The sequence below is a fragment of the Hansschlegelia sp. KR7-227 genome, from assembly GCF_049446035.1.
Lineage (GTDB): Bacteria > Pseudomonadota > Alphaproteobacteria > Rhizobiales > Methylopilaceae > Methylopila.
Genome location: NZ_JBMSEA010000001.1, coordinates 3,066,615 through 3,085,766, shown reverse-complemented (window position 1 = coordinate 3,085,766; position 19,152 = coordinate 3,066,615). Strand labels below are relative to the sequence as shown.

13 protein-coding genes and 1 pseudogene are annotated in these 19,152 nt (G+C 71.9%); 8 read left to right on the top strand and 6 right to left on the bottom strand.

Annotation, left to right across the window (positions count from 1 at the left end):
* Positions 1–33 precede the first annotated feature (33 nt).
* From ACO2RJ_RS14380 to grpE, 3 genes are all read left to right on the top strand, one after another.
* Complete coding sequence (locus ACO2RJ_RS14380) at positions 34–5,250, top strand: alpha-2-macroglobulin family protein (protein ID WP_423268684.1); 5,217 nt, start codon at positions 34–36, stop codon at positions 5,248–5,250.
* On the top strand, positions 5,247–7,334 hold the full coding sequence (gene pbpC, locus ACO2RJ_RS14375) for a penicillin-binding protein 1C (protein WP_423268683.1): 2,088 nt from the start codon (positions 5,247–5,249) through the stop codon (positions 7,332–7,334). Before ACO2RJ_RS14380 ends, pbpC begins: the two co-directional genes overlap by 4 nt.
* A gap of 97 nt (positions 7,335–7,431) precedes the next feature.
* Positions 7,432–8,130 carry a nucleotide exchange factor GrpE gene (gene grpE, locus ACO2RJ_RS14370; RefSeq protein WP_423268682.1) on the top strand — a complete coding sequence of 233 codons (699 nt, stop codon included), beginning with the start codon at positions 7,432–7,434 and terminating at the stop codon, positions 8,128–8,130.
* A gap of 176 nt (positions 8,131–8,306) precedes the next feature.
* Here grpE and ACO2RJ_RS14365 read toward each other — a convergent pair whose 3' ends face one another.
* The 3 genes from ACO2RJ_RS14365 to ACO2RJ_RS14355 are packed head-to-tail and all read right to left on the bottom strand — an operon-like array spanning position 8,307 to position 11,534.
* On the bottom strand, positions 8,307–9,299 hold the full coding sequence (locus ACO2RJ_RS14365; RefSeq protein WP_423268681.1) for a M23 family metallopeptidase: 993 nt from the start codon (positions 9,297–9,299) through the stop codon (positions 8,307–8,309).
* A gap of 34 nt (positions 9,300–9,333) precedes the next feature.
* Positions 9,334–10,173, bottom strand: coding sequence for a C40 family peptidase (locus ACO2RJ_RS14360; RefSeq protein WP_423268680.1), 840 nt, complete (start codon positions 10,171–10,173; stop codon positions 9,334–9,336).
* Entirely contained in the window at positions 10,170–11,534 is a 1,365-nt protein-coding gene (locus tag ACO2RJ_RS14355; protein WP_423268679.1) for a leucyl aminopeptidase family protein, read from the bottom strand. Before ACO2RJ_RS14355 ends, ACO2RJ_RS14360 begins: the two co-directional genes overlap by 4 nt.
* Positions 11,535–11,678: 144 nt before the next feature.
* On the opposite strand from ACO2RJ_RS14355, the gene ACO2RJ_RS14350 reads away from it, so the two are divergent.
* Both ACO2RJ_RS14350 and ACO2RJ_RS14345 read left to right on the top strand, forming a co-directional pair.
* Positions 11,679–12,695 (top strand): NAD(P)H-quinone oxidoreductase, encoded by a 1,017-nt coding sequence (locus tag ACO2RJ_RS14350; RefSeq protein ID WP_423268678.1) that lies wholly within the window; start codon positions 11,679–11,681, stop codon positions 12,693–12,695.
* A 95-nt stretch (positions 12,696–12,790) separates the two neighbouring features.
* Positions 12,791–13,255, top strand: coding sequence for a hypothetical protein (locus ACO2RJ_RS14345; protein ID WP_423268677.1), 465 nt, complete (start codon positions 12,791–12,793; stop codon positions 13,253–13,255).
* A gap of 24 nt (positions 13,256–13,279) precedes the next feature.
* Here ACO2RJ_RS14345 and dapF read toward each other — a convergent pair whose 3' ends face one another.
* Positions 13,280–14,149 carry a diaminopimelate epimerase gene (gene dapF, locus ACO2RJ_RS14340; RefSeq protein WP_423268676.1) on the bottom strand — a complete coding sequence of 290 codons (870 nt, stop codon included), beginning with the start codon at positions 14,147–14,149 and terminating at the stop codon, positions 13,280–13,282.
* 253 nt (positions 14,150–14,402) lie between these two features.
* Positions 14,403–14,697 (bottom strand): annotated as a pseudogene (locus tag ACO2RJ_RS14335) (GIY-YIG nuclease family protein).
* Positions 14,698–15,248: 551 nt separating this feature from the next.
* On the opposite strand from ACO2RJ_RS14335, the gene ffh reads away from it, so the two are divergent.
* The 3 genes from ffh to rimM all read left to right on the top strand — a co-directional run bounded on the left by ffh (position 15,249) and on the right by rimM (position 17,854).
* Positions 15,249–16,787 (top strand): signal recognition particle protein, encoded by a 1,539-nt coding sequence (ffh, locus tag ACO2RJ_RS14330; protein WP_423268675.1) that lies wholly within the window; start codon positions 15,249–15,251, stop codon positions 16,785–16,787.
* Positions 16,788–16,931: 144 nt separating this feature from the next.
* On the top strand, positions 16,932–17,297 hold the full coding sequence (rpsP, locus tag ACO2RJ_RS14325) for a 30S ribosomal protein S16 (protein WP_423268674.1): 366 nt from the start codon (positions 16,932–16,934) through the stop codon (positions 17,295–17,297).
* A gap of 11 nt (positions 17,298–17,308) precedes the next feature.
* Positions 17,309–17,854, top strand: a complete 546-nt coding sequence (gene rimM, locus ACO2RJ_RS14320; RefSeq protein WP_423268673.1) for a ribosome maturation factor RimM — start codon at positions 17,309–17,311, stop codon at positions 17,852–17,854.
* Positions 17,855–18,003: 149 nt separating this feature from the next.
* On the opposite strand, the gene ACO2RJ_RS14315 is transcribed toward rimM, so the two are convergent.
* Positions 18,004–19,149: a hypothetical protein gene (locus ACO2RJ_RS14315; protein WP_423268672.1), complete on the bottom strand. Its 1,146-nt coding sequence runs from the start codon at positions 19,147–19,149 to the stop codon at positions 18,004–18,006.
* Positions 19,150–19,152: the final 3 nt, after the last annotated feature.

The following is a 19,152-nucleotide window of genomic DNA, read 5'->3' as shown; positions in this document are numbered from 1 at the left end:
AAAGACGTGGCGAATGGGGTCGGGGGATTCGCCATGACTGCGATGTGGTTCGGGGCCGGGCGCGCGAGGCTCGCCGCAGCGGCGGCGATGATCGGCCTGCTCGCCGCGACGTCGCCTGCGGCGGCGGATGCGGGCAAGCCCTTCCAGAACCAGGCTGCGGTCGAAAGCGCCCTCAAGCTCGACGCCCGCGTCCGGCGCGAGGCCGGGTCCGACAAGCGGACGGTCGCCGAGCTCATCAAGCAGGGCGTGGCGCAGATCCGCGCGGGGAGCTGGCGCGACGCCGCCGTCACCATGGCGCTCGCCGCCGGCAAGGACCCGAAGAACGAGCAGGCCTGGCGCAACCTTTCGGTCGCGCTCACCAAGATCGAGACCGACGATTATTCCGAGCGCGAGAGCCTGCGCGACCAGGCGACGGGGGCCGCCTGGAAGGCTTACGAGGTCTCGCCCGACGCCAAGACCAAGGGCCGGGCGCTCGCCGTGCTCGCCAACGCCTTCGCCGTCCGCGAGGAGTGGCGGCCGGCGCTCGATGCGCTCAAGGCCGGGCTCGCGCTCGCCGACAATCCGGACGCCCGCGCGACCTACGAGACGATGCGCGCCGAGCACGGCTTCCGCGCGCTCGACTACTCGGTCGACAGCGACGCCGCGGCGCCCCGCGCCTGCGTGCAGTTCTCCGAAGACCTCGCCAAGGGCCGCGTCGACTTCTCGCCTTACGTCGTCCTGAAGGGCGTCGACGCGCCGGCCGTCACGGCGGACGCCCAGCAGGTCTGCGTCGACGGGCTGAAGCATGGCGAGACCTATGAGCTGACCGTCCGCCAGGGCTTGCCCTCCGATGTCGACGAGACCCTTCCGCAGTCCAAGGACTTCCGCATCTACGTCCGCGACCGCTCGCCTTCGGTGCGCTTCACCGGCCGCAATTACGTGCTGCCGTCGACCGGCCAGCAGGGCGTGCCGGTGCTCACCACCAATGTCGACGCCGCCGTCGTCGAGGTGTTCCGGGTCGGCGACCGCAGCCTCGCGCAGGCCGTCGTCTCCGGCGACTTCCAGAAGCAGCTCGACGGGGAGGCGCTCGAGACGCTGAGGAGCGACACCGCCGCGACCGTCTACAGCGGCGAGCTGGTGGTCGAACGCAAGCAGAACGTCGACGTGGTCACCGCCTTCCCGGTCTCCGACGCGATCCCGAACCTCGCGCCGGGCGTCTACGTCATGGCCGCGCGGCCCAAGAACGCCGTCGACCCCGAGCCCTGGACCTCGCAGGCGACGCAGTGGTTCGTCGTCTCCGACCTCGGCCTCACCGCCGTCTCCGGCGTGGACGGCGTGAAGATCTTCGCCCGCTCCCTCGCCTCCGCAGGCTCCCTCGCCGGCGTCGAGGTCAAGCTGATCGCGCGGGACAATGAGGTGCTTGCGACCAAAACCACCGACGCGGAAGGCTTCGCGAGTTTCGAGCCGGGCCTCACCCGCGGGACGGGAGGCCAGGCGCCGGCCGTGCTCGTGGCGCAGGCGAAGGGCGACTACGGCTTCCTTGACCTCACCAAGCCGGGCTTCGACCTGTCCGACCGCGGCGTCGGCGGCCGCGCGGCGCCCGGGCCGCTCGACGCGCAGGTCTTCGCCGAGCGCGGCGTCTACCGCCCGAAGGAGACCGTCCACGTCACCGCGCTCCTGCGCGACGACAAGGGCGCGGCCGTCGAGGGCCTGCCGCTGACCTTCGTCGTCACGCGGCCGGACGGCGTCGAGGACCGCCGCGTGGTCTCGACCGACGGCGGCGCCGGCGGCCGCACGCTCGACCTGCCGCTGATCGACCAGGCGATGCAGGGCACGTGGCGCGTCGAGGCGCTGGCCGACCTCAAGGGCGGACGGGTCGGCTCGACCAGCTTCCTCGTCGCGGACTACGTGCCGGAACGGCTCGATCTGACCGTCGCCACGACGGCGGCCACGCTGGACTCCGCCGGCGCCGCGGCGACCGTCGACGGCCGCTGGCTCTACGGCGCGCCCGCAGCCGACCTCGCGCTCGAGGGCGACGTCACGCTCAAGGTCCGCGAGGGCGGCCTGCCGGGCTTCGACGGCTACCGCTTCGGGCTGTCGGACGAGGTCGTCGCGCCCCTCCGCACGCCGCTCGCCGGGCTCGGCAGGACCGACGCCAAGGGACATGCGAATGTCCGTATTCCCCAACCGCCGCTGCCCGAGACCACGCGTCCGCTCGAGGCCGAGGTCGCGCTCAGGTTGGCCGAGCCCTCCGGCCGCACCATCGAACGCAAGCTCACGCTGCCGGTTGCGGCGACGGGCGCGCGCATCGGCGTCAAGCCGCTGTTCGCCGACCGGGTCGGCGACGGCGAGACCGCGCGCTTCGAGGTCCGCGCCGTCGGCGCCGACGGCAAGCCCGTGGCGGCCGCAGGCCTGAGCTGGCAGCTGATGCGGATCGAGACGAGCTACCAGTGGTACGCGACCGACGGGCGCTGGAACTTCGAGACCGTCAACCGCACCCGGCGCGTCGCCGACGGCAAGGTCGACGTCGGGACCGACGCCGCGGCGCCGATCTCGGCCAAGGTCGCCTATGGCCGCTACCGGCTGGAGGTCGCGAGCGCCGATCCGCAGGGGCCCGCCACAAGCGTCGCCTTCGACGCCGGCTACTTCGCGGCCGCCTCCGCCGACACGCCGGACACGCTCGACGTCGCGCTCGACAGGTCGACCTTCAAGCCGGGCGAGACCGTCACCGCCACGATCGGCTCGCGCTTCGCCGGCCGCGCCACCGTGCTGGTGGTCGGCGCCGGCGTGATCGACCAGGCGACGCTCGACGTGTCGGAGAAGGGCGCGACGACGAGTTTCAAGGTCACGGACGCCTGGCGTCCCGGCGCCTATGTCGTCGCCTTCGCGCACCGCGCGCTCGACGCCAAGGCGAGCCGCATGCCGGGCCGCGCCATCGGCGTCGCCTATGCCGGAATCGACGCCGGCGACCGCACCATCGGCGTGTCGCTGGACGTCCCCGCCGCCGTCGAACCGCGCCGCACGCTGGACGTGCCTGTGAAGCTCGCCAACCTCGCCGCCGGCGAGAAGGCCTATGTCACGCTCGCCGCCGTCGACGTCGGCATCCTCAACCTGACCGGCTACAAGCCGCCGGCGCCGGACAAGGACGTCTACGGCCAGCGCCGGCTCGCGGCCGAATTGCGCGACCTCTACGGCCAGCTCATCGACGGCATGGGCGCCACGCGCGGCAAGCTCCGCTCCGGCGGCGACGAATCCGGCGCCGGCGGCCTTCAGGACGCGCCGACCCAGGCGCCGCTTGCGCTGTTCTCCGGCCTGGTCCCGATCGGAGCGGGCGGCGAGGTCGTCATTCCCCTGGAGCTGCCGGCCTTCAACGGCACGGTGAAGCTGATGGCGGTCGCCTGGAGCGGCGGCAAGCTCGGCCATGCCGCGAAGGACGTCGTCGTCGCCGATCCGGTGGTGGTGACGGCGGCCCTGCCGCGCTTCCTCGCCGACGGCGACCGCTCGCGGCTCAGGCTCGACCTCGACAATGTCTCGGGAGCGGCCGGCGACTACCGCCTCGACGTCGCGGTCTCCGGACCCGTCGCGGCGCCGGCCGGCGCGAAGACCGTCAAGCTCGCCACAAAGGCCAGGGCGGCGGTCGAGATCCCTCTGGCCGCGAACGGCGTGGGCGCCGCCCGCATCGACGTCACGCTCAAAGGCCCCGACGGGCGATCCTACGCGCAGGCGCTCAGCCTCGAGGTGAAGCCCGCGACCTCTCCGGTCCTCCGACGCAACGTGATCGCGCTCGCCACGGGCGCGAGCGTGACCGTCTCGAACGACATGCTGGTCGACCTCGTGCCCGGAACGGGCTCGGTCGCGCTCAGCGTGAACAAGCCCGGCATGCTCGACGCCGCGACCTTCAAGCTCGCGCTCGACGGCTACCCTTACGCCTGCTCCGAGCAGCTCTCGAGCCAGCTGCTCGCGCTCGTGGTCGGACAGGAGCTCGGCCTTGCAGCCGAGACCGCCGGCGTCACGCCGGAGGATCTCAAGGCCCGCGCCGCCTCGATCGTGGCGCGGGTGCTGTCGCGGCAGGATTCCAACGGCTCGTTCGGCCTGTGGTCGGCGGAAGGCGGCGATCTCTGGCTCGACGCCTATGTGGTCGACGTGCTCGGCCGGGCGCGCGCCGCGGGCTATCCGACGCCCGACCAGGCGTTTTCGACCGCGCTCGACAATTTGCGCAACACGATCGGCCTGAGAAACGACTCGACCGAGAGCGACGTCGCCTACGCCCATTACGTGCTGGCCAAGTCCGGGCGACCGCTGATCGGCGACCTGCGCTACCTCGCCGACGTCAAGATCGAGGAGTTCGCAAGCCCGCTCGCCCGCGCCCAGATCGGGGCGGCGCTCGCCCAGGCGGGCGACTTCGCGCGCGCGTCCAAAGCGTTCGCGGCCGCCGAGATCGAGGCGCCGGACGACGCGGCGCGGACCGATTTCGGCTCCGTTCTGCGCGACCAGGCGGCGATCGTGGCGCTCGCCTCGGAAAGCCGCGCGGGCGTCGCGATCGCGCCCGCCGCGCTTCGCCGCGTCGGCGCCGCCCGGCGCGACCGGTCCTCTCTGACGACGCAGGAGAACGCCTGGCTGCTGCTCGCCGCGCGCGGGCTGAAGGCGCAGAGCGCCGATCTCACGCTCACCGTGGACAGTCAGCCCCGCAAAGGCGCGCTCGACGAGACCTTCTCGCCCGCCCGCCTCGCGGCCGGCCCCTCGACGATCGCCAACGCCGGCCAGACGCCGCTTGAGGCGGTGGTGACCGTCCGCGGATCTCCCGTCACCCCGGAGCCACCGGCGGAGAGCGGTTTCCATCTCGGACGGCGCTATTACACGACCGCCGGCGTCGAGGTCGACGCGTCCAAGGTCGCGCAGAACACGCGCCTGGTGGTCGTGCTGACCGTCACCGAGCCGGAGCCCCGTCCGGGCCGGGTGCTCGTCGTCGACCGGCTGCCGGCGGGCTTCGAGATCGACAATCCGGAGCTCGTGACCAGCGCGAAGCTGCCGGCGCTGTCTATGCTGGGAGACGACCCGCAGGCCGCCCATTCCGAGTTCCGCGACGACCGCTTCGTCGCGGCCTTCGACCGCTCCGCCGACGGCCCGGCGGTTTATTCGGCGGCCTATGTCGTGCGCGCCGTGGCCCCCGGCCGCTACGCCCAGCCGGCGGCGACCGTCGAGGACATGTACCGCGCCGACCGCTTCGCCCGCACCGGCGCCGGCGCGATCGAGGTGACGGCGGCGAAATGAGCGAGGCGGGAGAGCGCGCGCGGCCTGTCTTCGCGCGGCTCGCCGCGTGCGCGCTCCTCGTCGCCCTCGTCGGTGGTTCGGGGGCCGCCATTTCGCTGGAGGGCTATTCCGCGCCCGAGGCCGGGCGCGCCAAGTTGCTGTCCACCCTCGTGAACGACCGCGACGGGCGGCTGCTCCGCCCCTTCGCCGCCGCCGACGGCGCGTGGCGGCTGCCGGTGGCGACCGGCGACGTCGATCCGCGCTTCCTGCGGATGTTGACGGCCTATGAGGACAAGCGCTTCGCCTCCCATCCCGGCGTCGACCCGATCGCCGCGGCGCGCGCGGCCTGGCAGGCCGTCCGGCAGGGCGGGATCGTGTCGGGCGGCTCGACGCTCACCATGCAGGTCGTGCGCCTGCTCAGCCCCGACCGCAGCCGCACGCTCGCCCGCAAATGGCGCGAGGCCGGGGCCGCGCTCGCGCTGGAGCGCAGGGTCGGCAAAGCCGGAATCGTCGACCTCTATCTCCGGCTCGCGCCCTATGGCGGCAATCTCGAGGGCGTGCGCGCCGCGAGCCTCGCCTTCTTCGGCAAGGAGCCGGCCCGGCTGTCGATCGCTGAGGCCGCTTTGCTGGTCGCGATCCCGCAATCGCCCGAGACCCGCCGCCCCGACCGCGACCGCAACGCCGCGAAAGCCGCGCGCGACCGCGTGCTCGACCGGCTGGCCTCGGCCGGGGCGATCTCAGCGGCCGAGGCGACCTACGCGCGCGACGAACCCGTCCCGGACGGCCGCCGCGCCTTCCCCAATTTCGCCGCCCACAATGCGGAGGCGGCGGCCCGGCGCGTCGGGGCCGGCGGCGTCGCGCGGCTCACGCTCAGGCGCGACCTCCAGCGCGCGCTGGAGGATCTGGCGCGCGACCGCGCGCGGGCCCTCGGACCCGGCCTCTCGGTCGCGATCGTCGTCGCCGATCACGCGACCGGCGCGATCGAGGCCTCGGTCGGCTCGGCCGACTATTTCGACGCCACGCGCGCCGGCGCGCTCGACCAGACTCGCGCCGTCCGCTCGCCGGGCTCCGCGTTGAAGCCCTTCATCTACGCGCTCGCCTTCGAGAACGGCGTCGCCGCGCCCGAGACGCTGATGGAGGATCGTCCGGCGCAGTTCGGCGACTACGCGCCCCGAAACTTCGACCAGGGATTCCACGGCACGGTGAGCGCGGCTGAGGCGCTGGCGCTGTCCCTCAACATCCCGGCCGTCGCGCTTCTGGAGGCGGTCGGTCCCGCGCGCTTCGTCGCCCGCCTGCGGTCGGCCGGCGGCGGACTCGCGCTCCCGGCGGGCGAAACGCCCGGCCTCGCCGTCGCGCTCGGCGGCGTCGGGATCCGGCTGCTCGACCTCGCGACGCTCTACGCCGGCCTCGCGCGCGGCGGCGCTGCGGTCCCGCTGACCGATGATCCCGCATCCGTCTCCGGCCCCGAGACGCCCGGCCGCCGGCTGGTCGACGGCGTCGCGGCCGTGCAGGTCGCCCAGGCGCTGCTGAAGAGCCCGCCGCCGGAATCCGCCCTCGGCGGGCGGCTCTCCTTCAAGACCGGCACCTCCTACGGCTACCGCGACGCCTGGGCGGTCGGCTTCGACGGCAAGCGCGTCATCGCGGTCTGGGCCGGCCGGCCGGACGGCGCGTCGAGCTCCGGCCTCGTCGGCCGCGAAGCCGCGGCCCCGATCCTGTTCGACGCCTTCGCGCGGCTGGGCGAGCCGCTCGCGCCGCCGCCGCCGGCGCCGCCCGGCGCCGCGGTCGCCTTCGCCGATCTGCCCGCGCCGCTGCAGCGCTTCCGCCCGTTCGGCGCGCCGCCGCCCGTGCTCGGCGTCCGCGACGTCGCGCCGCTTATGGTCGCGTTTCCGCCGGACGGCGCGCGGGTCGAGGTGGGCCCGGGGGCGGCGCTGGCGCTGAAGGCCGCGGGCGGCGCGCCGCCCTTCCGCTGGCTCGTCGACGGCCGCCCGCTGCCGCCGGAGCGCCGCCGGGAGACGCTGTGGCCCGACGTCGGGCCGGGATTTTCGCGCGTGACCGTGACCGACGGCCGGGGCGCGACGGCCTCCGCGCGGGTGCGCATCGACTGAACGCGCAAGCTCGGACGTTGTGTCGGCTTGATTTTCGCGTGGGCGCGTCTGATATCCGGCCCCCCACCAGATTTTGCATGAGGACGAGACGCCCGCGATGCCGGACCCGACTTCGGACCCCAAGAGCGCTGCGGCGCATGGCTCGGCTGCAGGGGCCGCGAGCCCCGAGACCGACGAGCAGCGCGCCGACGGAACCGTCGAACGTGAGGTCACCGACGCGCCCACGACGGCTTCGAGCGACCGCGTCGCCGAGCTCGAGGCCGCGGTGACGGAGCTGCGCGACCGTTTCCTGCGCGCGCACGCCGAGATGGAGAACCTGCGCCGCCGGACCGAGCGCGAGGTGCAGGACGCCAAGCGTTACGCGGTGTCCTCCTTCGCGCGCGACCTGCTCGGCGTCGCCGACAATCTTCGGCGCGCGCTCGAGGCCGCCGGGGCTGGCGGCCTCGACGACGGCGACGCGGCCGACGCCGCAGGCTCCGACGCGACCGATCCGGTCACCGACCCCGCGCTCGCCGCGCTGATCGAAGGCGTCGAGCTGACGGAGCGGGAGCTCCTCAAGGCGCTCGGCAAGAACGGTGTCGTTAAGCTCGAGCCGAAGGGCCAGCTGTTCGACCCCCACCGTCACGAGGCGGTGTTCGAAGCGCCGGACCCGAGCGTCCCGGCCGGCACCGTGGTGCAGGTGATGCAGGAAGGCTATCTGATCGGCGACCGCATCCTGCGGCCGGCGATGGTCGGGGTCGCCCGCGGCGGCCCAAAGCCCGAGACGACCCCCGGCGGCGTCGACCGCAAGGCCTGACGGACGGCGTCGGGAGCGCCTGACGCCGCGACCGGAAGCCGGCCTCCGCCGTCGTTCCGGGCCTGTCCCGGAACCCATTTCCTCAGCGTTGAATGCCTTGGCGCGGTGGCGGGAATGGATCCCGGGACAGGCCCGGGATGACGGGCGCGGGCGCGCTCGTTCAATCTGCTCCGATCTCATCCCCCGAGTTCGATCGTCTCCTCGCGCGCCTTCGCCGGCGCGCCCGGCCGCAGGATCTCGATTCGTCCGCGGTAGGTCCCGGGCGCCCAGCCCTCGGGCGGCCGCTTGCGGCCGGCGAAGGCGGTCCACTGCGCCTTGGCGTTCGGCGCGGGCGGGATCGCGTTGCGGGCAAGCGTCGCCCCGTCCGGCCCGTACAGCGTGACGACCAGGGAGTCGCCGGTCGCGAGCCCGATCGCCCGGCCGTAGACGACGAGCGCCGGCGACTTTCGACCGGGCCGCTTGGCGGCGATCGCGTCGCTCTCGATCTCGTCGCCCTCGACCGGACCGCTGGAGAAGCCGGCGTTCAGCACGAGCGGCGCTTGAGGCGTCATCGCCGCCGCAGCCTCCGGCGCCCAGGCGCTGCGGGTCGGACCGCAGGCCGCGGACGCGCCGTCGAGCGCGTAAGGGTCGACCGGCTTGCCGTCCTTGCGCAGCGCGAAGTGCAGATGCGGAAACTCCGTCATGCCGGACAGGCCGATGCGGCCGAGCGGCTGGCCCCGCTTGACCTCATCGCCCTTCTTCACCGCGATCGAGCCCTGCGCCATGTGGCAGTACTGGGTGTCCCAGCCGTCGCCATGGCGCAGCAGGACGCCGTTGCCGCACTCGACGTCCTTCACCGCTTCGCGGCCGCCGCCCTTGATCCCTGTGTCCGCCATGCCGTCGCGCGTCCCGACGACGACGCCGTCGGCCGCGGCCTTCACCTCGACGCCGGCGCGCTGCGCCGCCATCGACGGCGCGCGGATGTCGGTCCCGTCGTGTCCGTCATAGGACAGGGCGGTGCAGCGATAGTCGCGCACGCCCTTGCCCGGCCAGTGGTCGAACAGGTTCTGCACCGGACAGGTCAGCCCCGGGGGGCAGGCGACAGGCGCGGAAAGCGAGATGTCGGCGGCCTTGGCCGGCGCGCCGAAGGCGCAGAGCAGGGCGGCGGCGAGGGCGCGCTGTGCGTTCATCGTCCGGGCCTTTCCCGTGGGTGCGAGGCCAAGGCTAGCGCAGGCGGCGCAGGCTCGTCACGGGGTCGCCGGCCGCGAGAATGCGGGCGATCGCGGCGTCGAGCGGCTCCAGCGCGACCGCCATGGCGTGCGCGTTGGCGTGAACCAGCGTTTCGGCGTCGCGCACCAGCGCGACATGCCCCTTCCAGAACATGAGGTCGCCGCGCCGGCGCTCCGCCAGGTCGACCGGCCGCCCGAGCCCCGCTTCCTGCATGTCGGAGTCGCGCGGGGCGGGGATCCCGCAGGCGCCGAGCGCGAGCTGGACCAGCGCCGAGCAATCGAGGCCGAGGCTGGTGCGCCCGCCCCACAGATAGGGCGCGCCGACGAAGCGCTCGGCGACCGCGGCCGGGTCGTCCTCATAGGCGTCGATCGGCGCAAGATGGGTCGCGACGGCGTAGGCGCCGGTGTCGAGCACCGCGAAGCGGCCGTCGAGGTCGACGACGGACAGTCTCGCCCCCATCGACAGCGCGTCGACCGGCGGGACCTTGATCGAGGGCGAGGGAAACAGCAGCGTTCTCAGCGCCGCGACGCGGTGCGTCGCGCCCGGTCCGAGCTCCGCCGACAGCGCCGCGGAGGGCATGTAGCCGACATAGCCGTCGGTCGCGAGCTGGACCCAGGACCACCCCTCCAGCTCGTCATAGACCGTGACCTCCTCACCGTAGAGCGCCTCGGTCTCGAGCGCCGCCGTCGCCTGCGGCGCGCGGCGGAGTCCGGCGTGACCGACGGCCACCCGGCGCCGTTCGCCCTCCACGAAGCGCAGCGCCTCGACCTGGCCCTTCAGCCGGGCCGCCGCGACGTCGGGCCGGGCGGGCGTGAGACGTGGGTCGAGCTTCACCGGCCGTAGCGCTCCTGAAGCAGGGCCGCGATGGCACGCGCGCCCTGCACCTCGCCGCCCTCGGGGCGGCCGGGCTTGGCCGACGGGTTCCAGGCGAAGATGTCGAGATGCGCCCACGCTTTCGCCTTTTCGACGAAACGGCGCAGGAACAAAGCGGCGGTGATCGAGCCCGCAAACGGACCGCCCGAAATGTGGTTCACGTCGGCGATCTTCGACGACAGCAGCTCGTCATAGGAGTTCCACAGCGGCAGGCGCCACAGCGGGTCGTGCTCCGCGGCGGCGTGGCGCAGCAGGTCGGCGGCCAGCCGCTCGTCGTCGGTGTAGAGCGGCGGCAGGTCCGGCCCGAGCGCGACGCGCGCGGCCCCCGTCAGCGTCGCGGCGTCGACGACGATCTCGGGCGCCTCCTCGTCGGCGAGCGCCAGCGCGTCGGCGAGCACGAGGCGCCCCTCCGCGTCGGTATTGCCGATCTCGACATGGAGCCCCTTGCGGCTCGGCAGCACGTCGCCGGGACGGAAGGCGTTGCCCGCGATCGAATTCTCCACCGCCCCGACGATCAGGCGGAGCCGCACGTTGAGCTTCGCGCCCATGATCATGGCGGCGAGCGCGATCATCGAGGCCGCGCCGCCCATGTCCTTCTTCATGAGCAGCATCGCGGCGTCGGGCTTGATGTTGAGGCCGCCGGTGTCGAACGCCACGCCCTTGCCGACCAGCGTCACCTTGGGCGCGTCCGTTTCGCCCCAGACGAGGTCGACGATCCGCGGCGCCCGGGTCGAGGCGCGGCCGACGGCGTGGACCATCGGGAAGTTCTCTTTCAGCAGTTCGTCGCCGACGACCGAGGTGACCGTCGCCCCGTGCAGCTTGCCCAGAAGCCGGATCGCGGTCTCGATCTCCTCCGGGCCGAGATCGTTGGCCGGCGTGTTGACGAGATCGCGGCCGAGCGCGACGGCCTCGACGGTCAGCGCCAGCGCGTCGCGCTCGGCGTCGTCCGGCAGGACGAGACGCACCCCTCCCGGTTCGGCCTTCTTGTAGCGCCGGAACTGGTAGCTTCCGAGAGCGACCGCGAGCGCGGCGAGCCGGGCGTTCTCGACGACCCCGCCGAAGCGGTAGGTCCCCGCCGGCAGCGCCTGGGCGAGCTTGCCCGCCAGAAACGGATTCTTGGCGCGGGCGCCGGCGGCTTCGACGCAGAACACGACGCCGAGCAGGGCGCCGTCCGCGTCGGGCACGAGCAGATGCTTGCCGGGCCCGACCGTGAATCCCGTCGCCTTCGCCCAGGCGGAGGCCGGCTCCGGCGGCGCCTCTCCGGACGCGACGAACCAGATCGGCGTCGAAGGCTCGGCGGCGGCGGCGAAGAACGAGGACATCGGCGTCCCTTCAGGCGAGTGAAGCGGCCGCCCTCATCGCATATTTCGGAAGGGCCCGCGACCCGCGCCGCGCGCCGCCGCTTGCCCTCGGCGCGCCGCCGCGCCAAACCCACGGTCCCCGTCCGACGAAGGCTGAGCGCTGCGATGACCGATCTGCCGAACGAGATGACCTTCATCAGGGCCGAAGGCTCCGGCGGCCCCGAGGTGCTGGCGGCCGCCCGCGGCCCGCTGCCGACGCCGGGCGAAGGCGAGGCGCTGATCGAGGTTGCGGCGGCCGGCGTCAACCGCCCGGACGTGATGCAGCGCCAGGGCATGTATCCCCCGCCGCCCGGCGCGCCCGAGACGCTCGGCATGGAGATCTCGGGCCGGATCGTCGCCCTCGGCAAGGACGCCAAGGGCTTCGTCGTCGGCGACGAGGTCTGCGCGCTGATCGCCGGCGGCGCCTACGCCGAATACGCCGTCGCCCCCACGGCGACCTGCCTGCCCGTGCCGAAAGGGCTGTCGCTGATCGAGGCGGCGGGCGTGCCCGAGACCTTCTTCACGGTCTGGACCAACGTCTTCGAGCGGGCGGGCCTTCGCCAAGGCCAGTCCTTCCTGGTTCACGGCGGCACGTCCGGCATCGGCACGACCGCGATCCAGCTCGCCTGCGCCCGCGGCGCGACGGTCTACGCCACCGCCGGGGGGCCCGAGAAGGTCGCCTTCTGCGAGACGCTCGGCGCCGCGCGGGGCATCGACTACCGGTCGGAGGACTTCCAGGCGGTGCTCAAGGAGGCGACCGGCGGAAAAGGCGTCAACGTCATCCTGGACATGATCGGCGGCGAGTACACGGCCAAGAACATCAAGTCGCTCGCGCCGGAAGGCGTGCTGGTGCAGATCGCCTTCATGCAGGGGCCGAAGGTGCAGATCGACCTCACGCCGATCATGCTGAAGCGCCTCACCCTCACGGGCTCCACGTTGCGCTCCCGCCCGGTCGCCGAGAAGGCCCGGATCGCCGAGGCGCTGACCCGCGAGGTCTGGCCGCTGATCGAGGCAGGCAAGGTCAAGCCGATCGTCCACGCCACCTTCCCGCTGGAGAAGGCCGCCGACGCCCACCGGCTGATGGAGGGGAGCTCCCACATGGGCAAGATCATCCTCACGACAGCAAAGGCGCCGCCGCGCTGACAGGTTGTGGGCTACGTAGTTCTCCCGATTATCTTGCGTTTTCGGCGGGTCTATCCTTCGGTTCGAGCGGTCCGGCGAACCACGGGGTCCACCCGATGAAACGGCTTTTATGGGCGTTAGGGGCCGTCTGCCTGTTCGCCGCTCCGGCGGCGGCGCAGACCAAGGAGCAGCGCTACCAGGGCACGTTCTTCGTGACCGCGGCGAGCGACGACTGCGCCACGGACCGGACGGCTTCGGTCGGCGACAACGGCGTTTTCACCTTCCGCACCGAAACGCAGAAGCAGGCGTTTTCGATCTTCGAGCCGCGCAGCGGCGGCAGCGTCGTCCCCTCGACGAACAAGCGGTTCGGCAAGTCCGGAAACTACCGCATGACGTGGATCGGCGGCGGCGCGATCGCCAAGGAATCGACCGGCGCCTATTCGGCCTTCGCGACCAAGCCCGCGGCTTTCGCGCCGGGCACGGAGACGGTCGTCGTCAACGGCCGGTTGACGAACTACCAGGGGACCGCCGGCTGCACGATCTCGTTCGAGGCGTCCGGGCTGCGACGTCCGGGATACTGATCGAGGATCGGCGGGCCGGAGCGCTCACGCGGCGTCCGAAAACATCTCCGCGCCGAGCCGGCCTTCGTTCTCCCAGGCGACCGGGCCCGTCATCAGGATGTGGTCGTCGTCCCGCCAGACGATCCGAAGCGGGCCGCCGGGCAATGTGACGACGACGTCGCGGCCGGTGCGGCGGGTGCGGGCCGCCGAGACCGCCGCGGCGCAGGCGGCGGTGCCGCAAGCGAGCGTGAGGCCGGCGCCGCGCTCCCACACCTTCAGGGTGATCGCCTCCTTCGACGTCACCTTGGCGAGCGAGATGTTGGCGCGCTCCGGGAAGATCGGGTGGTTCTCCAGCATCGGTCCGGCCCGCCGCAGGTCCACGACGGCAAGGTCGTCGACCCAGAAGATCGCGTGCGGGTTGCCGACATTGACGACCGACGGCGAGTGGATCAGCGGCGCGTCGATCGGCCCGAGCTGAAGCTCGATCGCGCGGGTGTCGGCGAACTCCTCCTCGAGCGGGATGTCGGCCCAGCCGAATTTCGGCGTGCCCATGTCAACCGTCACCTGGTCAGGTTCCTCGCCGGCCGAGCAGGCGAGCAGGCCGGCCGCGGTCTCCAGCATGAGCTCGCGCGCGCCGCTCTCGCGCATCAGCCACGCCGCCACGCAGCGCGTGCCGTTGCCGCAGGCCGAGACCTCGGAGCCGTCGGAGTTGAGGATGCGCATGAAGGCCGCCGTCCCCGGCGCCTTCGCATCGTGCACCGCCATCAACTGATCGAAAAACGTCTCGCTCCGCCGCGCCAGCGCCCGCGCGTCGTCCGGCGTCACGCGGGTCTGCGTGCCGCGCAGGTCGACGATCAGGATCTCGTTGCCGAGCCCGTTCATCTTGAGGAAGGGACGGTCGATGAGGGCGGACATGGGTTTCGCCGGGTTGGAGCCAGCCTCTACATAGGCCGAGCTTTGAAGTCGCGCGAGAGCCTCCATGACAGGCGTCACGGTCCGGCCCTCGACATGATCCGTCCTACCGCCAACGAGGAGCGCCATCGTACCGGAGCAACGCTCGTCATGGTCCGGCTTGCCCGGACCATCCATGCCGGGCTGGAGCTCTGCGCCCGAGTTGGGTCCTCCGGTCGAGCCGGAGGACGACGAGTTTTATCCTGACCCTCAAGTTCTACGGCGACGCGACGCTGTCGTAGAGATCGTCCCAATGCGGGTTGGTCGCCTCGATCAGTTCGATCTTCCAGGCGCGCAGCCAGGTCTTGAGGCTTTTCGCGCCTTATGGCGCTCTCGGCCGTGGCGTGCTGCTCGAACCAGACGAGCCGGTGCACGCCGTACGTCCTGGTGAAGCCGCCCACGACGTCTTCGCGATGCTCCCAGACCCGCCGGACGAGATCGCCCGTCATGCCGACATAGAGCGTGCCGTTGCGGCGGCTTGCGAGGATGTAGACGTAGAACGCCCTCGACATGATCCGTCCTGCCGCGAGACGAGGATCGCCATCTTACCAGACCAAAGCTCGTCATGGTCCGGCTCGACCGGACCATCCATGCCGGCGTGGAGCTCGCCGCCCGAGATGGGTCCTTCGGTCGAGCCGGAGGACGACGAGCTTTATTTTGGTCGAATGTAGCCTTACGGCGAAGCCCTGCATTCGCAAGCCGCGACCGCAACTTTCGGGCTCGTCATGGTCCGGCTTGACCGGACCATCCATGCCGATCCAGGGCTCGACGCCCGAGATGGGTCCTCCGGTCGAGCCGGAGGACGACGCCCGGCTCTGAAGCGGCGCGCGAAGGTTCGAAACTCCGGAAAACCGTCGCGACGTTGACCTTTCCGCCTGCGCCCTGTACCTCACCCATCATCTGACACGGTCAGAACCCAAGCGAAGCCGCCCGTTCCAGTGAGTTCGGGGGGTCAACGTCCGCCGACGCGTCGCGTCCGCGGGCGTGTTTTGCGTTGGGGCTGACGGCTCGTTTGTCCACATTCCTGTCCGAGGGCAGCGGACGGAAAGGACCCAAGGCAGGCATGTTCGACGCTCTGCAAGACCGCCTGAGCGGCATTCTCGACCGGCTGACCCGGCGCGGCGCCCTCACCGAGGCCGACGTCGCCGAGGCGATGCGCGAGGTGCGCCGCGCGCTGCTCGAGGCCGACGTCGCGCTCGAGGTCGCCCGCGACTTCATCGACAAGGTGAAGGCCCGCGCGGTCGGGGTCGACGTCGTGAAGTCGGTCACGCCCGGCCAGATGGTCGTCAAGATCGTCCATGACGAGCTGGTCGCGATGCTGGGCTCCGACGCCCAGCCGATCAGTCTGGCGGCCGCCGCCCCGGTGCCGATCCTGATGGTCGGCCTTCAGGGCTCGGGCAAGACGACCTCGACCGCCAAGATCGCGCGGCGGCTGGCGACCCGTGACAAGCGCAAGGTCCTGATGGCCTCGCTCGACACCCGCCGTCCGGCGGCGATGGAGCAGCTCGCGACGCTTGGCGTCCAGACCGGCGTGCCGACGCTGCCGATCGTGCCCGGCCAGTCCGCCCTGCAGATCGCCAAGCGCGCGATGGAGGCGGGACGGCTCGGCGGCTACGACGTCGTCATCCTCGACACCGCCGGCCGCACCACGCTCGACGAAGCCCTGATGGCCGAGGTCGCGGAGGTCAAGCGCGCGACCAATCCGCATGAGGTGCTGCTGGTCGCGGACGCCCTGACCGGCCAGGACGCCGTCGTCACCGCGCGCGCCTTCGACGAAGCGCTCGGCGTCACCGGCATCGTGCTGACCCGCGTCGACGGCGACGGCCGCGGCGGCGCCGCGCTGTCGATGCGCGCGGTCACGGGCAAGCCGATCAAGCTCGTCGGCGTCGGCGAGAAGTTCGACGCGCTCGACGAGTTCGACCCCCACCGCATCGCGAACCGCATTCTCGGCATGGGCGACGTCGTCGCGCTGGTCGAGAAGGCCGCGGCCTCGATCGACGCCGAGCAGGCCGCGCGTTCCGCCGAGCGTATGCGCAAAGGTCAGTTCGACCTGAACGACCTGAAGGACCAGCTCAGCCAGATGCAGAAGCTCGGCGGCATGTCGGGCGTGATGTCGTTGATGCCGGGCGTCGCCAATCTGAAGAAGCAGATGGCCGGCGCCAATCTCGACGAGGGCATGTTCAAGCGCCAGGCCGCGATCATCGACTCGATGACGAAGGCCGAGCGCAAGAACCCCGACCTGCTCAAGGCCAGCCGGAAGAAGCGGGTGGCCGCGGGCTCGGGCGTCAAGGTCGAGGACGTCAACAAGCTGCTCAAGATGCACCGCCAGATGGCGGACATGATGAAGATGATGGGCAAGGCCGGAAAGTCCGGCCGCGGCCCGCTGGCGGGGCTGGGCGCAGCGCTTGGCTTCGGCGGCGGGCAGCCGCAGATCCCGCCGGAAGCGCTCGAAGACCTCAAGAAGGGGAAGATGCCGCAAGGCCTGCCGCCGGGCTTTCCCGGCGCGGGCGGCGGCCTGCCTCCGGGCTTCCCCGGCATGGGCGGGGGTCCAAAACTGCCGGGCCTCGGCGGCGGCTTCCCCGGCCTCGGAAAGAAGAAATGAGCGCTTGAGCCTCCGCCGTCATGGTCCGGCTTGACCGGACCATCCAGCCCGCGCGCCGCGCTCGACGCCGACGATGGGTCCTCCGGTCAAGCCGGAGGACGACGCAGTTTTTGAAACGTAGACGTTGTTGAAGGAAGAAAAGAAATGTCCCTGAAGATCCGTCTCGCCCGCGGCGGCGCCAAGAAGCGTCCGTTCTACCGCATCGTCATCGCCGACTCGCGCTATCCCCGCGACGGCCGCTTCATCGAGCGCGTGGGCTCGTTCGACCCGCTGCTCGCGCGGGACCACGCCGACCGCGTCAAGCTCGATCTCGAGAAGATCAAGGAGTGGCTCGCCAAGGGCGCGACCCCGACCGACCGCGTCCACCGCTTCCTCGACGCCGCCGGCCTGATGAAGCGCGACGCGCGCAACAACCCGAAGAAGGCCGAGCCCGGCAAGAAGGCGCAGGAGCGCGCCGAGGCCGCCAAGGCCGCCGCGGCGAAGGCCGAGGGCGGCGAAGCCGCGGCCTGAGGCACGATCGCGTGCCGAGCCCCCTCGTCCAGATCGGCGTCATCGGCGCCGCGCATGGCGTGAAGGGCGAGGTGCGCGCCAAGGCCTTCACCCAAGACCCGGCGGCGCTCGGCCGCTATGCGCCGCTCAGCGACGCGACCGGCCAGCGCCTGTTCAAGGTCGCGTCGCTGCGGCCGCTGAAGGGCGACATGGTGGTGCTGCGCCTTGCGGGCGTCGACACCCGCGAGGCGGCGGAGGCGCTGAACGGCGTCGGCCTGTTCGCGCCGCGCGCCGCCTTGCCGGCGCCGGCCGACGAGGACGAGTTCTACCACGCCGATCTGATCGGCCTCCGCGCCGAGACGGAGGATGGATCGGCCGTCGGCGAGATCGTCGCGGTGCAGAACTTCGGCGCCGACGATTTGCTTGAAATCCGCCTCGCCGGCGCGCGGCGCACCGTGCTGCTGCCCTTCACGGCCGCGGTCGTTCCGACGGTGGACGTAGCCGGCGGGCGGGTGGTGATCGCCCCGCCGGAGGGCGCGCTCGAGGAGCCGTCCGAGGCGGAGCCGGACGCGGATTGAGCGGGAGATCCTCGACCGTCATCCTGGGCTTGTCCCAGGATCCATTTCCGCCGCCGTCGCCAGTCTTGCAGACGCGGTGGAAATGGGTTCCGGGACGAGCCCGGAACGACGGCGGGGCTGGTGACGTGTCCGCGGATGTAATCTCGCGGCTAAAGCTCTTTCTCGTAGAGGCGCCAGACCTTGGTGCGCTCGGCGGGAAGGCTGCGCACCAGATTGATCACGGCGCGATTCTCTTCGAGCATCCAGCTCACCTCGATCCGCTCGACGCCGACCTTCTTCGCCTTGGTCACAGCGTCCGCGAGCAGGGCGGCGGCGGCCATCGCCCCCACGCGCGTGCCGCGCCAGGCCCTGCGGACCCCTATGACGGGCACGCGGACGCGCTTGACGCCCGTCACCTTGAGCCGCCACAGCAGCTTCACCCAGCCGAAGGGCAGCAGCTTGCCGCCGAGGTCGTGGATCACCTCGTTGAAGTCCGGCACCATCGAGAGCACGGCGATCGGCTCGCCGCGCCAGTCGGCGATCATCGTCCACTCGCGCGGCAGGATCGGCTGCGCGAGCTCGGCGACGAAACGGGCCTCCTCCGGCGTCACGGGCACGGCGCCCCAGTTCGCCGACCAGCCGTCATTGTAGACGTCGTTGATCTCGAGCACCGCGGCGGGGCCTTCGGCGTGGCGCAGCGTAAGCTCCCCGCCCCGGCGCCATTTCGCGCGGGCGGCGGCGACCCGCTCCGGCAGGCGGCTGGTGGCGACCGCGCCTTCATAGCCGACGATGTCCTTCACGCCGCGGAAGCCGAGCCGCTCGAGCTGACGCGCATAGAAGGGCGGGGCGTAGTTGGTGTGGGTCGTCGACGGCGTCTCGTAGCCCTCGACCAGCAGGCCGCACTCGTGATTGACCGACGCGCTGTAGGGGCCGCCGATCCTGGTCAGCCCGCGCTCGCGCAGGAAGCCTGAAGCGGCGTCAAACAGCGCGTCCCACACGGCGTCGTCGTCGATCGCCTCCAGAAAGCCGAAATGGCCCGCGCCGTCGGCGTGGGCCGCGAGATGGGCGTGGTGCTTGACGGCGTAGATGCGCCCGACCGGCCGGCCGTCGCGGAACGCGATCCATGAGCAGCCGTCATTGTCGCGCGCGAACGGCGTGTTCCGCGGCGTCATGACGAGCTTGGTCTCCTTGAGGAGAGACGGCGTGTAGTTCGGCTCGCCCGCCTGCGCGACCAGGCCGACGCTCCAGAACAGCTCGGCGTCGCGCTTTGAGGCGACGGGGCGGACTTCGAGGCCGCCCGCGGCGGCTCTGGGCATCGG